Source organism: Streptomyces sp. NPDC006544 (assembly GCF_040611715.1).
Taxonomy (GTDB): domain Bacteria; phylum Actinomycetota; class Actinomycetes; order Streptomycetales; family Streptomycetaceae; genus Streptomyces.
Genome location: NZ_JBEXOV010000017.1, coordinates 70,235 through 87,005 on the forward strand (window position 1 = coordinate 70,235; position 16,771 = coordinate 87,005).

Genomic DNA, 16,771 nt, shown 5'->3' on the forward strand with positions numbered 1-16,771 from the left:
AGGGTCGCAGGCCCTTCTTTGTCCACAGGAATTCCCCACCTGGGCGGCTTATCCACAGGCTGTGCGCCGCATCTGTGGACACAGGAATAGATCAATCCGGCCCTGAGGGCGGCCAGGCTCAATCAGGGTTCAAACCACCCTCACACACTCATTCGGGTGGGAATGACTCGCCCCAAAGAGTTGATCGGCGATGTACGGGTGACGCCGTTCACCTTCCGCTCCTCAGCGCGAAACCTGGGCCGCCCGACCGATTTGTCGACCTTGTCGTGCTGCACTGTCGACTTGTCCCCAGGCGTGACCCGCGCCTGTGGATAACTCTGTGGATAGTGGACAGAGCCCTACGGGCGGCCGTCGAGGCAGCGGGTCAGCCAGTCCGAGGCAGCCGTGAAGTCGCCGTCCGAGGTCCCCGGGCGGGCGGCGTGGACCTCACCCTGCGCGACACCGGCGCGCGGATACGAGCCGAGGAAGCGGATCTGCGGGCAGGTCCGCTTGAGGCCCATGAGGGCCTCGCCGACCCGGCGGTCGGAGATGTGCCCCTCGGCGTCGACGGCGAAGCAGTAGTTGCCGATGCCCTCACCCGTCGGGCGGGACTGGATCAGCATCAGGTTCACCCCGCGGACGGCGAACTCCTGGAGCAGCTCCAGCAGCGCACCGGGACGGTCGTCCCCCAGCCACAGCACCACGGAGGTCTTGTCGGCTCCGGTCGGCGCGGCCGGCCGGGCGGGCCGGCCGACGAGCACGAAGCGGGTCTCCGCGTTCTGCGCGTCGTGGATCTCCGTGACCAGGGGGACCAGTCCGTAGGTGGCGGCCGCGAACTCGCCGGCGAAGGCGGCGTCGAAGCGGCCCTCCTGGACCAGCCGGGCCCCGTCGGCGTTGGAGGCGGCCGACTCCCAGAGCGCGTCGGGGAGGTTCGACCGCAGCCAGTTGCGCACCTGCGGCTGGGCGACGGGGTGACCGGTGACGGTCTTGACGTCCGACAGCGCGGTCCCCGGCCGCACCAGCAGCGCGAACGCGATCGGCAGCAGCACCTCGCGGTAGATCATCAGGGGGACGCCGGAGGCCAGCTCGTCGAGGGTCGAGGTGACCCCGCCCTCCACGGAGTTCTCGATCGGCACGAGCGCCGCCGCGGCCTCCCCGTTGCGTACGGCGTCCAGTGCGGCCGGGACCGAGACCATCGGGACGAGCTCCCGGGTGGCGGCTTCGGGCAGCGTGCGGAGGGCGGCTTCGGTGAACGTGCCCTCGGGACCGAGATAGGTGAAGCGGGTGGCCGACATGCGATCAGCCTAGTGCCGGGCCCGGAGGGCCACAGAGCTGTTCATCCCTCGAGCAGCCGCTGCCCCACGTACTCCCCGGCGCGTGCGCCGGGGGGCACCGCGTACAGGCCGCTGGACTCGTGCCGGATGAACTCCGACAGGGCGTCGCCGCGGTCGAGCTTGCGCTGCACGGGCACGAAACCGCGCATCGGGTCGGCCTGCCAGCAGATGAAGAGGAGACCCGCGTCGGGGGCGCCGTCGGAAGCCGTTCCGTCGTGGAAGGAGAAGGGGCGCCGGAGCATGGCCGCCCCGCCGTTCTGCGCGGGAGCGGAGATCCGGGCATGGGCGTTCGAGGGGATGACGGGCTTGCCGTCCGCGCCCCTCGCGTCGAGCTTCATCGCGGTGGTCTCGCCGCCCCCGGTCAGCGGGGCGCCGGTGGCCTTCGTACGGCCGATGACCTGCTCCTGCTGGGTGAGTGACTGCTGGTCCCAGTGGTCGAGGAGCATGCGGATCCGGCGTACGACGGCGTACGAGCCCCCCACCATCCAGGCGTGCTCGGCGGGCACCGTGCCCTGCACGAAGATCCGCTTGTCGAAGTCGGCTTCGGCGGGCTTCGGATTGTTCGTCCCGTCCACCTGGCCCATGAGATTGCGGGCGGTCAGCGGGGTGGCGGTGGCGCCGGGAGACCGGTTGAAACCGTTCATCTGCCAGCGCAGGCGGGCGGCGTCCCCGGCGTCCTTCTGCAGGGCGCGCAGCGCGTGGAAGGCGACCAGCCCGTCGTCGGCGCCGATCTGGACCCACAGGTCGCCGTTGCTGCGCTGTGCGTCGAGCCGGTCGGAGGAGAAGTCCGGCAGCGGGTCGAGCGCGGCGGGCCGGCGGTCGGTCAGCCCGGTGCGCTCGAAGAAGGAGTGGCCGAAGCCGAAGGTGACGGTGAGGGAGGACGGTCCGGAGTCGAGGGCGATTCCGCTGTCGTTGGTCGGCGCGGTCTCGCCTGCCGTCAGCAGACGGGCGGTGTCGGACCAGCGGCGCATCAGGGCGGCGGCCTCGGTACGGCCGGCTCCGGGCACCAGGTCGAAGGCCAGGACGTGGCCCTTGGCCTGGAGGGGAGTGGTGATGCCGGCCTGGTGGTCCCCGTCGAAGGCGACCCGGGTGGCTCCGAGGGCGGCGGGGCCACCTGCCGCGCCGCCCGGACCGGCCGTCCCGGAGCCGGCGACCGAGGAGTGCACGAGGGCTCCGCCGGTGGCGCCGAGGGCGAGCCCGGCGGCGCCCGCGGCGCCGACGGTGCCCAGCAGGCGGCGCCGGGAGATCTCGACCTCGGGGCGGCCCGTGGTGCTCTCGGTGGACTCGCTGTTCTGGGTCACGCTGGTCAGCCGATCTTCACGTTCTTCTGCACGGTCGTCTGGTCGGTGTCGGAGGTACGGACGGTCACGTCGATCCGCCAGTCACCCGTCAGCGGCAGCTGGACGCCCGACGCGCTCCAGTGTCCGGGAGCGGCGAGCTCGGGGAGGACCGGCAGCGGGCCGATGTCCTTGGCCTCGAGGGTGAAGGAGACCTTGATCTCGGGCAGTTCGAACGGCTTGCCGTCGGGGGTCTCGGCCCACACGTGGAGGGTGTTGGCCCCGACGCGGCCCGGGTCCAGCTGGACCTTGACCGATCCCTTGCCGTTCTGGCCGCCGGTGTCGAAGGGCAGCGTGATCTTCACCGCGCGGTCGGGAACGGCGGCGGAGCGGGAACCGCTGCCGGTCTCCAGCTCCGCGGCGCGGCCGGGCTCGGTGCTGGTGAGGATGGTGGTGACCGCCAGCAGCACCACGGCGACGGCCGTCTCGGCGAGTACGGACCGGCGTAGGCCCACGCGCTGCGGGTCGGCGTCGCGTGCCTGCTTCTCCCGCGCGCTGCGCCGGGCGACTCCCTGGCGGGCGAGCTGGGCGGCGCGCTCGGGGTCGGCGGTCGATGTTTCACGTGAAACAGCGCTCGCAGCGCCGGCCGCGGTCGTGGTCGTGGTCGTAGCTGTGGATGTGGCCGTAGCCGTGGATGTGGCCGAGGTCTTCGCCGTCGCCGGGGCCTTCGTCGTGACCGGCTCCCCGACCGCGGCCGCCCCACCGAGCCGCGCGGTCCACTTCCGTGAGACGGAGGCGATGGCGACCAGGACGGCGACCAGGCCGAGCTTGACGAGCAGGAGCCGTCCGTAGTCCGTCCCGGTGAGGGCGGACCAGCTGCCGACCTGGCGCCAGGACTGGTAGACGCCGGTGGCGGCGAGCGTGATGACGCTGACGAAGGCGACGGTGGAGAAGCGCCGGATGGCCTCGCGCTCGAGCCCGGGAACCTTGTGCAGGGCGACGAGCAGCGCCGTGAGTCCGCCCAGCCAGGTCGCGACGGCCAGCAGGTGCAGGATGTCGACGGGCATGGCGAGGCCGGGCTGGACGCCGGTGGAGGCGTGCTCGGACAGCGCCCAGGTGGCGGCGATGCCGGCGGCGACGACCGTCCCGCCGATGGCGAGGCCGAACAGGAGGTCGCTCTCCTCCCTGGCGTCGTCCCTCGTGGCGTCCAGGGCATCGGCGGAGTCCTTGGCGTCGGCGGAGTCCTTGGCGTCGGCGGGGCCCCCGGCGCCGGCGGAGTCCTCGGCGGCTTCCGTGCCCCCGCCGCCCCGGTGGCGCCGGGCGTACGAGCCGAACAGGACGGTGATGAACAGCGCGGCCGCGCCGAGGAGCAGCAGCCGCGAGACCAGCGAGGCGCCGGACTTCGTCTCCAGCACCGTCCTCAGCCCGGCGAGGTCGAAGGCGTCGGAGAAGTTCCCGGATCCCGTGTACGGGTTGCGGAGCAGCAGCATCGCGAGGGTGGCCACGGTGAGCGTGACCCAGGCCCGGACGACCAGCTTCTGCATCGGCCGCTCGGCGGCGCCCCGGCGCCAGCACAGCAGGATGAAGGCGGCGGCGCCGGCCAGGACGGCGAACCCGGCGTAGGCGGCGTAGCGCGCGATGTCGTAGGCGAGGGCCACGGGCCCGTCGCCCGCGGTCTGCTCGGGCAACGAGACCGCGGTCTCGGAGGGGGCTCCGACGGAGAAGGTGAAGGCACCGGCGACCGGGTGGCTGTCGGCGGATATGGCCTGCCAGGCGACCGTGTAGGTGCCGTCCGGCAGTCCGGGGCGCAGGGCGGTGCCGTAGCGGATGGTGTTCCCGCTGCAGAGGTCGCGCAGTTCACCGGTGTCGACGCGCTTGCCCTGCGGGTCCAGGACGCGGATGGAGTCGCCGTTCATGGCGACCCCTTCCGAGAACGAGAGGGTGACCTGGGCGGGCGCCGTGGCGACCACCGCCCCGTCCTTGGGGTCGCTCGCGGTCAGTGCGGCGTGCGCCGTGGCCGGGGCGGCCGCGGTGAACAAGGCTGCCAGCAGGGCTGCGAGGACCAGCGTGAGCCGCGGCAGGAGTGCCGTGGCGCGCACGCGGGCCGCGGATGGGGCGGGGGCGGTGGCCGTCATGGCGTGATCAGTCCCTCGGTCCGTCAGTGATCGTTGGAGTTCGGTGCCTGGTACGTACGCTCCTTGACGTCCAGCTCGACCGTGACGGGGCCGGACTTCTCGAAGCGCAGCTCGACGGTGACCTTGTCGCCGACCTTGGGGGTGCTCTTCAGGCCCATGAACATGACGTGGTTGCCGCCGCGTTCCAGCTTCAGCTCGCCCTTCGCGGGCACGTCCATGGACTGAACCTGCTGCATCTTCTGGTCCTTGGTCTCGTGGATCTGGAGATCGTCGGAGAGCGGGCTCGTGACGCCGGTCAGCTTGTCGGCGGTCTTGGAGCCGTTCTTGATGACCATGAACGCGCCGGCCATCTTGTCGTTGACGGGCTCGGGCATGTAGCCGCCGCTGACCGTCAGCTCCGGCCTGCCCGCGGAGTCGGCGGATGCGGCGCCGGCACCGGAGCCGCCGGCCGCGTCCTTGTCGTCCGAGGAGCAGGCGGATATGCCGAGCACGGCCGTCAGGGAGAGGGCGACGGCGAGGGTGCGGGTGGTGCGGGTGTTCACGGGTTCTCTCCCTTGACGATCTTCGGCAGGTCCTTGGTGTAGTCGTCGACGGTGGCGCTCTCCCCGTAGAGGAGGTACCCCTCGTCGTTCTTGGGCGAGAACGCGATGACCTGGGCGCCGTGCATGGAGACGACGTTGCCGTTGGCGTCCGTCGTGGCGGCCTCGATACCGACGCCGAGCGTGCGTGCGGCGGCCTGGATGGTGGCGAAGTCCCCGGACAGCCCGACGAACGCCGGGTCCTGGCCCTTGAGCCACGAGCCGAGGGCGGCGGGAGTGTCCCGGTCCGGGTCGGTGGTGACGAAGACGACCTGGAGCTTGTCCCGGTCGGCCTGGGGGAGCGCCTTCTTGGCGACGGCGATGTTGCTCATCGTCAGGGGGCACACGTCGGGGCAGTTGGTGTAGCCGAAGTAGATGAGCGTCGGCTTGCCCTGGGTCTGCTCGCGCAGGTTCCACGGCTTGCCGGTGGTGTCCGTGAGGACGAGGTCCGGCTTTTCGAAGGGGCGGTCGAGCACGGTCGCGGAGCCGGCCTTGGCCAGCCCTCCGCTGATCTGGGTGACCTTGCCGGGCTTGGCGGGCTCGTTACCGCAGGCGGTGAGGGCGAGGGCGGCCGCCGCCACGAGGGCGGCGACCGTCACACGTGTGGTGCGCATGGGAATGTCCCTGGGATCGGGGGTGGTACGGGTGGATCGGCGCTCCGGCCGCGCCGGTGGGCGGGCCGGACGCGCGGGACCGGAAGGTCAGGAGGTGCGGCGGCGCGAGGCGACGCCGAAGGCCACGCCTCCGAGGCCGATCACGATGCCGGCGATGCCGAGGGCGCGCGCGGTCGTGTCGGAGCCGCTCTTGGCGGCCTCGGTGTGGCCGTCCTTGTGGTCGGCGGCGCCGTTCTTGTCGCCGTCCGCCTTCGTGGCGTCGTCGTGGTGGTCGCCCGCCGCCGGGGCGGCCGTCAGCTTCAGGACGGGCGCCGGGTTCGCCGGTTCGGCGGCGCCTTCCTTGGCCTCTTCGATCCAGCGGACGACCTCGCCGTTGTCGTAGGTCTGGATCGCCTTGAAGACCATCGTGTCGGCGTTGTCGGGCAGCTTGCCGAGGGACAGCGGGAACTGCTGGAACTTGCCGGCCTCGATCTTGCCGCCCGACCAGGTCACCTTGGTGACGGCCTCGTTGATCTGCTTGCCGTGCACGGTGAGCGGCTTGTCGAGCTTGCCCTTCTCCACCGTCACGGTCCAGCCGGGAACGTCCTGCGGCATGACGGAGGACAGCGGCTGGTCGGCGGGGAAGGTGACCTCGAGCTGGGTGGTGGAGGCGTTGTCGCGCTCGTTGGGGACCTTGAAGTTGATCGTGGCGTAGCCGCCCTTGACGGCTTCGCCGGGCTGCACGCCGACGTGGGCGAAGGCGGTCCCGGAGAAGACGAGGACGGTACCGGCGGCGAGGGCGGCGGCGAAGGAGACGCGAGAGGTCTTCATGGCAGAAACACTCCACGGAAGCTGTGGTGACGGTGGCTCCGCGCGCGGCGCGCGCGGAGTGCACGGCACCGGTGCTCCCGGCGTGTGGGCCGGGGAGGAGGGGTGCCGCGTCAGGCTGCGAGGGCGAGCGCCGCGGGCGGCCCGCGCCTGATCACCGCGTGCTGGAGTGCGTCCCGGCCGGTGGGGACGCCGGGGCCGGCGGCGGGCCGGGCCGCGCGGGGGGTACGGGACGGCGCGGCGGCGAGCCCGGCGCCGAGGGCCCGTACGTAGGCCAGCGCGGCGCGCAGCGGGCGTACGGGGTCGGCTTCGGTGGAGAGCCGGGACAGTTCGACGAGCCGGAACAGCGCGGCGTCGCCGCGGCCCAGCAGCCAGCCGGCGGCGAGCGCGGCCAGCAGATGGCCGATCAGCATGGCCGGGCTGAACAGGCCGACCAGGCCGTTGGCCGGTTCTACGAGGCCCTGCCCCATGTGGGCGTGCCCCAGCTGGCCCATGGCCGGCTGCCCCGTCGCCAACTGCCCCTGTGCCTCGGCCTGCGCGGCCAGGGCGACCGGGTCCAGTCCGGCGCTCTCCAGGATCCGCCGGGCGTCGGCCGGGGCCAGCGGGACGGAGTTGCCCCCGCACACCAGCTGGGCGGCGAGAGCCGCGAGCGAGGTGTCGGCGGCGGAAGCGCCGCCCGCCGGGAGCGTGGCGCCGTGCTGGCCGAGGGCGAACAGCGAGTGCAGCGCGAGCTGTCCGCAGGCCAGTCCGGCGGCGATGCCGGGGAGCCCGTGACGGTGTCCGGCGAGCGGGGCGGCGACCGCGAAGACGACGACGAAACCCGCGCAGAGGGACCACCAGGGCACCGTGGCGCAGGAGGCCAGTGCGTGCCCGCCCGCGGACAGCACGACACAGACCGCGGTGAACACCGCGGTCCGGATCAGCCTGAGGCCGGGTCCGGCCTGCGTCGCGTGGGGGGCAGTCATGGCCGGGCCATCATCGCACTGGGCTTAGGCGCTCCCTACGGCAGGTGCGCATGATGCCTTGCGTTCCCGCGCACGGGGGCCGTGGCCGGGGCGCCGGGCGGCCGCCCGCGCGGGAGTTCGCACCGGCAGGGTCATCAGGGTCCATATCGCCGCAAACGCCTCCGCATACACCGGAGGCCGGGAGCGCCGCATCGGCCGAACGAGGGCTCTGTGGGCCTTTGGGCGCTTACACCCCGTCGCGGGAGGCAATACGTAACCGTATGAGCATCTGGTGGTCTCTCCACTTGAGGCGCGAAGCAGCGAGCGTGCCCCTTGCCAGACGGCTGCTGTTGGGGACGATGGAGACCGCGGGGGTGGATCCGGACATCTCCTTCGATCTCGCGGTGGCGCTGAGCGAGGCCTGCGCGAACGCCGTGGAACACGGCGGCCGCACGGTCGCGCCGCTCGGCCGCGACGCGCAGGACGCCGGGGCGTACCACGTCACGGCCTATCTGGACGGGGACCGTTGCCGCATCGAGGTCAGCGATTCGGGTCCCGGGTTCCCGGCCGCGACGGTGGCGCGCCGCAGACCCTCCCTGGCCGAGAGCGGCCGGGGCCTGCACCTGATCGCCGAGCTCTCCGACCACGTCCGCCTCCGCAACCGGCCGGGCCGCGGAGCCGTGGTGAGTTTCGACAAGATGCTGAAGTGGCGGGACGACTCGCTGCTGAAGGCGTCGTAGGCGCACCGACGGGTGCGTGGACGCACCGACGTGCGGGTGAACGCGCCCGTGCTCAGCTGGACGTGAACGCGCCGATGGGCGGGACCCGCACAGGGTCCCGCCCATCGGCATGCCCGCGCCGGGCGCCGGGCGAACGGCGTCAGCTCTTGAGCCGCGCCATCCACGCCTCGACGTCGTCGGAGGTGCGGGGCAGACCGGCCGACAGGTTCCGGTTGCCGTCCTCGGTGACGAGGATGTCGTCCTCGATCCGTACGCCGATGCCGCGGTACTCCTCCGGCACCGTCAGGTCGTCGGCCTGGAAGTAGAGGCCCGGCTCGACGGTCAGGCACATGCCCGGCTCCAGAGTGCCGTCCACGTACGCCTCGGTGCGCGCGGCGGCGCAGTCGTGGACGTCCATGCCGAGCATGTGGCCGGTGCCGTGGAGGGTCCAGCGGCGCTGCAGGCCGAGCTCGACGACCCGCTCGACCGGGCCCTCCAGCAGGCCCCACTCGACGAGCTTCTCGGCGAGCACGTACTGCGAGGCGTCGTGGAAGTCGCGGAACTTCGCGCCCGGCTTGACGGCGGCGATCCCGGCCTCCTGAGAGGCGTGGACCGCGTCGTAGATCTTGCGCTGGATGTCGGTGTACGTGCCGCTGATGGGCAGCGTGCGCGTGACGTCCGCGGTGTAGAGGGTGTGGGTCTCCACGCCGGCGTCGAGCAGCAGCAGGTCGCCGGAGCGGACGTCGCCGTCGTTGCGCACCCAGTGCAGGGTGGTGGCGTGCGGGCCGGCGGCGCAGATGGAGCCGTAGCCGACGTCGTTGCCCTCGACGCGGGCGCGCAGGAAGAAGGTGCCCTCGATGTAGCGCTCGGAGGTGGCCTCGGCCTTGTCGAGCACCTTCACGACGTCCTCGAAACCGCGGACGGTCGAGTCGACGGCCTTCTGCAGCTCGCCGATCTCGAACTCGTCCTTCACGACGCGGGCCTCGGAGAGGTAGACGCGCAGCTCCGCGTCGCGCTCCTTGGTGACCTTGTCGGTCAGGGCCGCCTCGATGACGGTGTCGTGGCCGCGCAGGACGCGGACCGGGCCCTCGGCCTCGGCCAGCTCCTCGGCGAGCTCGCGCACGTCCTTGGCGGGCAGACCCAGCAGCTGCTCTGCCTCGGTGAGGGAATGGCGGCGTCCGACCCACAGCTCGCCGTTGCCGGAGAGCCAGAACTCGCCGTTCTCGCGGTTGGAGCGGGGCAGCAGGTAGATGCTGGCCGTGTGGCCGGTCTCCCCGGTGGGCTCCAGGACGAGCACGCCGTTCTCGGTCTGGTCACCGGTGAGGTACGCGTACTCCGTGGAGGCGCGGAAGGCGTACTCGCAGTCGTTCGCGCGGGTCTTCAGCCGGCCGGCGGGAACGACCAGGCGCTCGCCGGGGAAGCGCGCGGACAGCGCGGCGCGGCGGGCGGCGGTGTGCGCGGCCTGGGCGATCGGCTGCAGGCCGTGCAGCTCGGTGTCGGCCCAGCCGGTGCGCATGCTCTCCGCGAGTTCCTCGCTGACGCCCGGGTACAGCCCGTTCTTGCGCTGCTTGTGCTTCTTCTTGGGCTGCTCTTCTTCCGGGGTCTCCGGGGTGAGCTCGTCAGCCACGTCTTCTCCTCAGTACGACGGACACGGACCGGGTACGGACCTCAGCCATCGTATGTGTGAGCGGAAGCAGTGCGGCGAGCCATGTGACAAACAAGTCAAAACGGACCGCGCTCGGGCAGGAGACCGGACCGGCGCGCGGAACCGGATCGGAGGCCGGGGCCGGGCCGGAAGCCGGGACCGTGCCCCCCGAATCCGAAGCCGGAACCCGCCCGGGCGGCTCGCCGTCCGGAGGTCCGGTCCGCCGGTCCGGTCCGGTCGGACCGGGTCCGGCCCGCTCAGTCGAAGCGGGCCGCGAGCAGCACGATGTCCTCCGCCGCGTCCCCCGCCGAGGCGCCGCCGCGGGCCTCCCCCTCCGGCAGTACCGTCCGCAGGATGTGGTCGCAGACCGCGGCCGGGTCCTCGCGGGCGCCGCGGGGGACCCCCGCTGCCGCGGCGTGCAGCCGCGCGTACGCCCGGTCCATCGGATCGCCCGTACGCCGCAGCAGCCCGTCCGTGTACAGCAGCACCGTTTCTCCCGGCGCGGGCTCGATCTCCACGCTCGGCGCCTCCCAGCAGGACAGCATCCCGAGCGGTGCGGAGAGCGTGGTCTCCACGTACTCGGTGCGCCGTTCGCCGATCAGCAGCGGCGGGGCGTGCCCCGCCCCGGCCAGGATGATTTTGTGTCGCCGACTGCCCGACGGGGTGGTCCCGGCGGGCTCGCAGTACGCGAAGAGCGCGGTCGCCGAGCGCGCGGGCTCGGTGAGGCGCAGCAGCAGCTCCAGGTCGGACAGGACGGCGACGGGGTCCTCGCCCTCCATGACGGCGTACGCGCGCAGCGAGGCCCGCAACCGTCCCATCGCGGCGACGGCGCTCGGGCCGCAGCCCGTGACCGAGCCGACGGACAGCCCGAGGGCGCCCTCGGGCAGCGGCAGCGCGTCGTACCAGTCCCCGCCGCCGCGTGGACCGGTGAGGTGCCGGGCGGCGAGCTGGACCCCGGGGATCCGGGGGAGCCGGCTGGGGAGCAGCTCCCCGGCGATGGTGGCCAGGTCCGCGCGGGAGCGCTCCACCCCCACCAGCCGGGCCACGTGCTCGGAGGCGTGCCGCACGTACAGGCCGACCAGGTCGCGCTGGCGGTCGCTGGGCTCGGCCTGCTCGTCGTAGAGCCAGACGGCCGCGCCGAGCCGGCCCGTGGCCTCGGCGGCCAGCGGCAGCGAGTAGCTGGCGGCGTAGCCCAGGCGCGCGGCCACCTCGCGGTGCCGCGGGTCGACGGGTGCGGCCTGGCCGGCGCCGCCGGGCGCCGGGACGAGGCCGGGTTCGGGGAGCACTTCGGAGCCGCCGTGGGCGTCGGGCAGTCCGTCGAGGATGCGTCCGTACGAGGTGGAGCCGCGCGGCACCGTCTCGATGTGGCCGAGGTCGGCGCGGCTGAGCCCCAGACCGATGGTGGTGGTGGGCCCGAGGCCGTCAGAGGGCTCCAGGGCGAGCAGTCCGCGTCGGGCGCCGACGAGTGCGGCTCCGGCGCGCAGGAACTCCTGGAGGGAGGAGCTCAGGTCACGGGCGCGGGCGATCCGCTCGGTGAGCTCGTGGAGGGTGGTGAGATCGGAGACCATGCCCGCCAGGCGGTCCTGGATGACCGTGCTCGCGGCGGGGGCCGGCGCCGGAGCGTGGGCCGTGCGCGCGGGCACGGACGGGGGAGTGGAGGTCGATGGGGGCGCCACAGTGTGCGGGGACGCTGTAACTGCTGGATCGATTCCAGCCACTTTCGGCAAATGCGGGGCGCTCATGGCGTCCGCCTTTCCAGCTGGTGCGATTCGCCATTTAGCATCGCAAACCCCCAGATCATGCTGCGTCGCCTTCTATGAATCCACATCTACACGCACACGAGGAGCGATGTCCAGCATTGCCCAGGTGGGAATCCTGGTGTCCGTGAGACGACAACCTACGGTCCGGTCGAGGCTGGAACTTGGCCGGAAAACGGGGGAAGCTGGCGGTTTTTGCGGTCGACTGGGCGGGTCCGCAGGCCGGTCAGGGTACGTAATCGGTGGTGTACGGGGACAGTTGGTGTTGCCCGGCACTCGCCGGGAACCGCTCGGCGCGGCCCGTCGTCCCCATGGACGACAGCGCTTCCGGTGTGGGCACGGGGCCGCGTTCCTCCCCCTGCCGGACGTTTCACGGACCGGTAAGAAAACTGCACGAACCGTGTGAACCTGCTTCTGGCGGACAGTGACGCGAAACGTGTACGTGTGGTGAGACACCGCCTACATGGTGTGATGTGGCCCTCGACGTTCAACGGAAAGGAACGAGCGCTCATGCGCGAGATCCTCGGAAGGCGTCTCCAGCGGCTCCGCAATCGCTTGCGATCCATGCGCCCCGCCCCGCCGCAGGGCGACCCTTCGGACCACCTCGAGGCGGCGCTCGCCTGCGCCACCCGGTGGCAGTGGCCCGTGCTGCCCGGCATCGGGCGCTCCGGCGCCGACGACTCGAGGTGCGCCTGCCCCGACCCCGACTGCGTCGTACCCGGCGCGCATCCCTTCGATCCCGGACTGCTCGCCGCCACCACCGACCCCCGGATGGTGGCCTGGTGGTGGGGCAACAGGGCCGGCGCCTCGGTCCTCCTGGCCACCGGCGGCGCCGCTCCCTGCGCGGTGAGCCTCCCCGCCGCCGCGGCCGCGCGTGCCGTCGTACGGCTGGACGCGCAGGGCATGCGGCTCGGGCCGGTCGTGGCCACGCCCACGCGGTGGTCACTGCTGGTGGCGCCGTACTCGCTGGAGCGGCTGGGCGAACTCCTCTACGCCAAGGACCACGTGCCCTCCTCGCTGCGCTTCCACGGCGAGGGCGGCTACCTGCTGCTGCCGCCCTCCACCGCGACCGGCGGCGGGCAAGTCCGCTGGGAGCGCGAGCCCGCCGGGGCCGGCGGCGCTCCGGGGGAAGCCGGAGACCTCTGGCTTCCGGAGGTGGAGGCGGTCGTGGACGCGCTGGTCGAGGCGAGCAGCGGAGCGCCGGGCGGCGGCAGCCGACTGGCGTACTGACGCCCGTCGGCCGATGCCCGAACGGGGCGTACGGGCCGTCGCGGATCACTCGTACGGGTGCCAGTGGAACGAGTTTCCAAGGGAATTGGGCGCGGGGATCTCCGCGCCCCATTCCCGCATCGCTATCTTCGGCGAATGAATCTCCGCCTGATCGGTATCGGCGCCGGTGTGTTGATCATCTTGTCTCTTCCACTCGCGGGAGCGATCGCCGGGCCGGATTTCGCCGGTCAGAGTGACGGAAAAGGCGGCGGGCTGCTCTCCACCTTGGGTCTCGGTGACTCTTCCGATTCCGGCGGGAGTTCGCCGTCCGGCCGTTCCGGTACGCCGGCCGTCGGTGCGGACCGGTCGCCCGCCCGGCCGGGCCCGCCCGAGCAGCCGCGTACCGACGCGCACTGCGGACCCGAACTGTCCTCCCCGCAGGGCCTGGAGGCGCAGACGTGCGTACTGACCGGCGAGGGCCGGACCTGGGGGCGCAGCTACTACCGCAACACCAGCGGGCGCGCGCTGGACGCGGTGCTCACGCTGATGGGGCCGGCGGGGCGGACGGTGCAGATCCGTTGCGCGGTCGGCGCGGGCGACGAGCCGGGTCTGTGCGAAACGCCGAGGGATCCATCGGCGGGGGCGCCGAACGACTACTCGGCTGTTGCGGAATTTGCAGTTCCGGATGCGGAAGGGGCTCTGCTTCTCAGGTCCGGGAGCAACTCACCGGCGCCGAGTGACGGTTGAACGTCACCGGAAAATCAAGGGCCCGGTCGCTGGCGACGGGGGATGCACCAGCGACCGGGCTACAAGAACGGTAACAAGAGATCGCCTGTTCGCAAATTCGATCTCTGATATTCAGACACCGATTTGCAGGCGATTAGCGGGAGTTGTGACTCCGGTCACCGGTCCCGGGTGAGCCGTGGCCGTTGGCCGCGGGGACCCGGGACCGGGCCCTCGCGGCCAATCGGCCGAAGGCCGGCCGAGGTTCAGCTGAGGGTCACCTGACGGTTGGTGAGACCGCCGCGGGCCCGGCGCTCCTCCGTGGTGAGCGGCGCGTCCGTGGACAGCGCGGCGGCCAGCCGCTCGGCGAGCTCGGCGGCGGGCTTCTCCACGTCGTCCGCCGAGACACCGGTGGGCAGGTCCCAGACGGGGACCATCAGGCCGTGCGCGCGGAAGGAGCCGACGAGCTTGGTGCCCTCGCCCAGCGAGGACGTGCCGGCCGCGTGCAGGCGCGCGAGCGCGTCGAGCAGCTTCTCCTCGGGCTCGGGCATGACCCAGCGCAGGTGGTTCTTGTCCGGGGTCTCGCACCAGTAGGCGGCGTCGACGCCGGTCAGCTTGACGGTCGGGATGGCGGCCGCGTTGGCGCGCTCCAAGGATGCGGCCACCTCGGGGGAGGCGCTCTGGGCGCTGTCCGCGTCGGCGATCCAGAATTCGAAGCCGCTGTGGACAACCGGCTCGAAAACGCCGTCGGCCGCCAGGAGGTCCTGAAGGCGCGGACCCTCGGCCGGAACCCGGCGGGCCGAGACGATGGTGCCCGGCTCGGCGGCGAGCGCGCGCTCCAGGGTGTCGGCCATGTCCCGGGCGAGATCGCCGGTGGTCGAGTCGTTCTGCAGGCCGAGCAGGACGGAGCCGTCCTCGCGGCGCAGGGCCGGCGAGGCCATGGGAAGTACGGTCACCAGCGTGACGGACGGGACCCCCTCGGGCAGGCCGTCCTTGAGGGTGAGCGGGACGGTGGCGGCGGGGACGAGCTCGCGCAGCGCCACCCAGTCGCACTCGCCGGGCAGGCCCTCGAACGGGCGGGCCACGTGCTCGGTGACGGCGTGCGCGGCTGCTGCGCCGTGGCAGGCCTTGTAACGGCGCCCGGATCCGCAGGGGCAGGGCTCGCGAGCGCCCACCACCGGGATCTCCCCGTTGTTGAGCTGCGGCTTTGCGGTCTTCGCGGCGGGGCGCTTCTTGGCCATCGTGGGTGTCTCCCGGTTGCGGCGGTACGGCGTCGGTCTGGGCGCGAGCCTAGCCGTTCGTACCGCCACAGCCGGTGGGGTGCGGCCGGGAGCACGGTCGGCGTGCACTCCCGGACGGCCGCCATCTGCCTTCTCGGAGACCGGTAATGAGCGATCAGGGATCCAGATCGTCGAAGGCCGTACCGAAGTCGATCGCCGGGGGCGCAACGCGCGTAGCGAAATCTTCGTGCCGGGCCCCACAGGCGACGATCACCCACACGGTGATCTCACCCGCCGCTCCGTCCCGGACACCCCAGTCCTGGGCCAGGGCGCTGATGATGTTCAGCCCCCGGCCGCCCCGTGCGGTGACCGAAGGCGTGGCCGGGACCGGGCGGGTGGGTCCGCCTCCGTCCGTGACCTCGACCGTCAGCCGTCCCGCCTTGTCGACGCGCCACGAAGCGCGTATCTCGCCGTCACCGACTTCCCGTGATCCCAGCGGTCTGCCGTGCCGGCAGGCATTGCTGAGCAGTTCGGAAAGGATCAGTACTGCGTCGTCCACGACCGATTCGGACACCCCGTAAACGCGCAGTTGCTCGCGCATCCGGTGCCTCGCCTCGCCCACGCCAGCAGGACCATGGCGTACGTCCATGCACGACGACGTGGGCACTTCTTGTGCCACCATCAACGCCACCCCCGGAACCTCCTTAGCCCCACGCATGGTCTGGATGCCCCAATGGCCTGGACCGGAAACCGCCGGAGCGTGACCCTCTGACGCATTCGTCACGACCGGATGCGGAGCGGATGCGCCGGTGCACACCCCGTCACGGAAGCGCCGCATGTGACGGGTGTGCAAATGGGGACGTCAGCGCCCTAGTTGTGACAGAACCTGTCGGGGTCTGTTCGTGATGATCGCTTCCACACCCAGATCAGCGCAGAGCTGAACATCTTCCGGATCGTTCACGGTCCATACATGCACGGAGTGGCCCGCGGCCTGAAGTTTGCGGATGAAGCCCGGATGGCCGCGTACGATCCGCATGCCCGGACCCGCGATCCGTACGCCTGCCGGCAGCCGGCCGTCCCGCATCCGGGGCGAGATGAACTGCATGAGGTACACGGTCGGGATCGTCGGCGCCGCCGCCCGCACCCGGTGCAGGGAGCGTGCGGAGAAGCTCATGACCCGGATCGGGTGCGGGCCCTCGGCGGGCGGGGCGTCCAGGCCGAAGCGCTTGAGGAGGAAGATCAGGCGTTCCTCCACCTGTCCGGCCCAGCGGGTCGGATGCTTCGTCTCGATCGCCAGCTGCACGGGGCGCCCGGCGTCGGCGACCAGTTCCAGCAGCCGCTCCAGCGTGAGCACGGAGGTGCGCTCGGGGTCGGCGTCCCAGTCGGGGGACTCCTCGCGGTCCTTCCACGAGCCGAAGTCGAGTGCGGCGAGGTCGGCGAGCTCCAGGGCCGAGACCGCCCCACGGCCGTTGGAGGTCCGGTTGACCCGGCGGTCGTGGACCAGGACGAGATGGCCGTCGGCCGTCAGCCGGATGTCGCACTCGAGGGCGTCCGCCCCGTACTCGATGGCCCTGCGGTAGGCGGCCAGGGTGTGCTCGGGGGCATCCTCCGAGGCGCCGCGGTGGGCGACGACCTGGATGGGGCGCGGCGTTGCGTGGGTCACCGGGTCATGGTGCCACCGAGCGGGCATCCGATGTCGGGGCGGCCTCGGTGGACGCTTCTGCGGATGCGCCGGATATGTCGGAGATAAAGGATGGGGGAGACTCACAGGTCCGGCTTACAGTGCTCTGACGGGTCATGGGAAAGGCTTTGCCCAGGAACTTGTACGGC

General features: G+C 72.0%; 15 protein-coding genes. 3 read left to right on the forward strand and 12 right to left on the reverse strand.

Going from position 1 to position 16,771, the window contains the following annotated elements:
* Positions 1 to 338: 338 nt before the first annotated feature.
* From pheA to ABZY44_RS11335, 7 genes are all read right to left on the reverse strand, one after another.
* Entirely contained in the window at positions 339 to 1,274 is a 936-nt protein-coding gene (gene pheA, locus ABZY44_RS11305; RefSeq protein WP_356652324.1) for a prephenate dehydratase, read from the reverse strand.
* 41 nt (positions 1,275 to 1,315) lie between these two features.
* Entirely contained in the window at positions 1,316 to 2,614 is a 1,299-nt protein-coding gene (efeB, locus tag ABZY44_RS11310; RefSeq protein ID WP_356652326.1) for an iron uptake transporter deferrochelatase/peroxidase subunit, read from the reverse strand.
* A 5-nt stretch (positions 2,615 to 2,619) separates the two neighbouring features.
* Positions 2,620 to 4,725, reverse strand: a complete 2,106-nt coding sequence (locus ABZY44_RS11315; RefSeq protein WP_356652328.1) for a copper resistance protein CopC — start codon at positions 4,723 to 4,725, stop codon at positions 2,620 to 2,622.
* Between the two features lie 23 nt (positions 4,726 to 4,748).
* Positions 4,749 to 5,267: a copper chaperone PCu(A)C gene (locus ABZY44_RS11320; RefSeq protein ID WP_356652330.1), complete on the reverse strand. Its 519-nt coding sequence runs from the start codon at positions 5,265 to 5,267 to the stop codon at positions 4,749 to 4,751.
* Positions 5,264 to 5,917, reverse strand: a complete 654-nt coding sequence (locus tag ABZY44_RS11325) for an SCO family protein (protein ID WP_356652332.1) — start codon at positions 5,915 to 5,917, stop codon at positions 5,264 to 5,266. Before ABZY44_RS11325 ends, ABZY44_RS11320 begins: the two co-directional genes overlap by 4 nt.
* Positions 5,918 to 6,004: 87 nt before the next feature.
* A complete protein-coding gene (locus ABZY44_RS11330; RefSeq protein WP_356652334.1) occupies positions 6,005 to 6,727 on the reverse strand; it encodes a YcnI family protein in 723 nt (240 codons plus the stop codon).
* 110 nt (positions 6,728 to 6,837) lie between these two features.
* Positions 6,838 to 7,689 carry a hypothetical protein gene (locus ABZY44_RS11335; protein WP_356652336.1) on the reverse strand — a complete coding sequence of 284 codons (852 nt, stop codon included), beginning with the start codon at positions 7,687 to 7,689 and terminating at the stop codon, positions 6,838 to 6,840.
* A 260-nt stretch (positions 7,690 to 7,949) separates the two neighbouring features.
* On the opposite strand from ABZY44_RS11335, the gene ABZY44_RS11340 reads away from it, so the two are divergent.
* A complete protein-coding gene (locus ABZY44_RS11340; RefSeq protein ID WP_356652338.1) occupies positions 7,950 to 8,408 on the forward strand; it encodes an ATP-binding protein in 459 nt (152 codons plus the stop codon).
* A gap of 139 nt (positions 8,409 to 8,547) precedes the next feature.
* On the opposite strand, the gene ABZY44_RS11345 is transcribed toward ABZY44_RS11340, so the two are convergent.
* Positions 8,548 to 10,014, reverse strand: a complete 1,467-nt coding sequence (locus tag ABZY44_RS11345; RefSeq protein ID WP_356652340.1) for an aminopeptidase P family protein — start codon at positions 10,012 to 10,014, stop codon at positions 8,548 to 8,550.
* A 275-nt stretch (positions 10,015 to 10,289) separates the two neighbouring features.
* Positions 10,290 to 11,828 (reverse strand): PP2C family protein-serine/threonine phosphatase, encoded by a 1,539-nt coding sequence (locus ABZY44_RS11350; protein WP_356652382.1) that lies wholly within the window; start codon positions 11,826 to 11,828, stop codon positions 10,290 to 10,292.
* A 471-nt stretch (positions 11,829 to 12,299) separates the two neighbouring features.
* Between ABZY44_RS11350 and ABZY44_RS11355 the strand changes: the two genes are divergently transcribed.
* A complete protein-coding gene (locus tag ABZY44_RS11355; RefSeq protein ID WP_356652342.1) occupies positions 12,300 to 13,019 on the forward strand; it encodes a bifunctional DNA primase/polymerase in 720 nt (239 codons plus the stop codon).
* Between the two features lie 135 nt (positions 13,020 to 13,154).
* Positions 13,155 to 13,745 (forward strand): hypothetical protein, encoded by a 591-nt coding sequence (locus ABZY44_RS11360; protein ID WP_356652344.1) that lies wholly within the window; start codon positions 13,155 to 13,157, stop codon positions 13,743 to 13,745.
* 242 nt (positions 13,746 to 13,987) lie between these two features.
* On the opposite strand, the gene ABZY44_RS11365 is transcribed toward ABZY44_RS11360, so the two are convergent.
* The 3 genes from ABZY44_RS11365 to ABZY44_RS11375 all read right to left on the reverse strand — a co-directional run bounded on the left by ABZY44_RS11365 (position 13,988) and on the right by ABZY44_RS11375 (position 16,631).
* Complete coding sequence (locus tag ABZY44_RS11365) at positions 13,988 to 14,962, reverse strand: DUF5926 family protein (RefSeq protein WP_356652346.1); 975 nt, start codon at positions 14,960 to 14,962, stop codon at positions 13,988 to 13,990.
* A gap of 154 nt (positions 14,963 to 15,116) precedes the next feature.
* The gene (locus ABZY44_RS11370; RefSeq protein ID WP_356652348.1) at positions 15,117 to 15,542 is read right to left on the reverse strand and encodes an ATP-binding protein; all 426 of its coding nucleotides are present in this window, start codon (positions 15,540 to 15,542) and stop codon (positions 15,117 to 15,119) included.
* A gap of 261 nt (positions 15,543 to 15,803) precedes the next feature.
* On the reverse strand, positions 15,804 to 16,631 hold the full coding sequence (locus tag ABZY44_RS11375; protein ID WP_356652350.1) for a glycerophosphodiester phosphodiesterase: 828 nt from the start codon (positions 16,629 to 16,631) through the stop codon (positions 15,804 to 15,806).
* Positions 16,632 to 16,771: the final 140 nt, after the last annotated feature.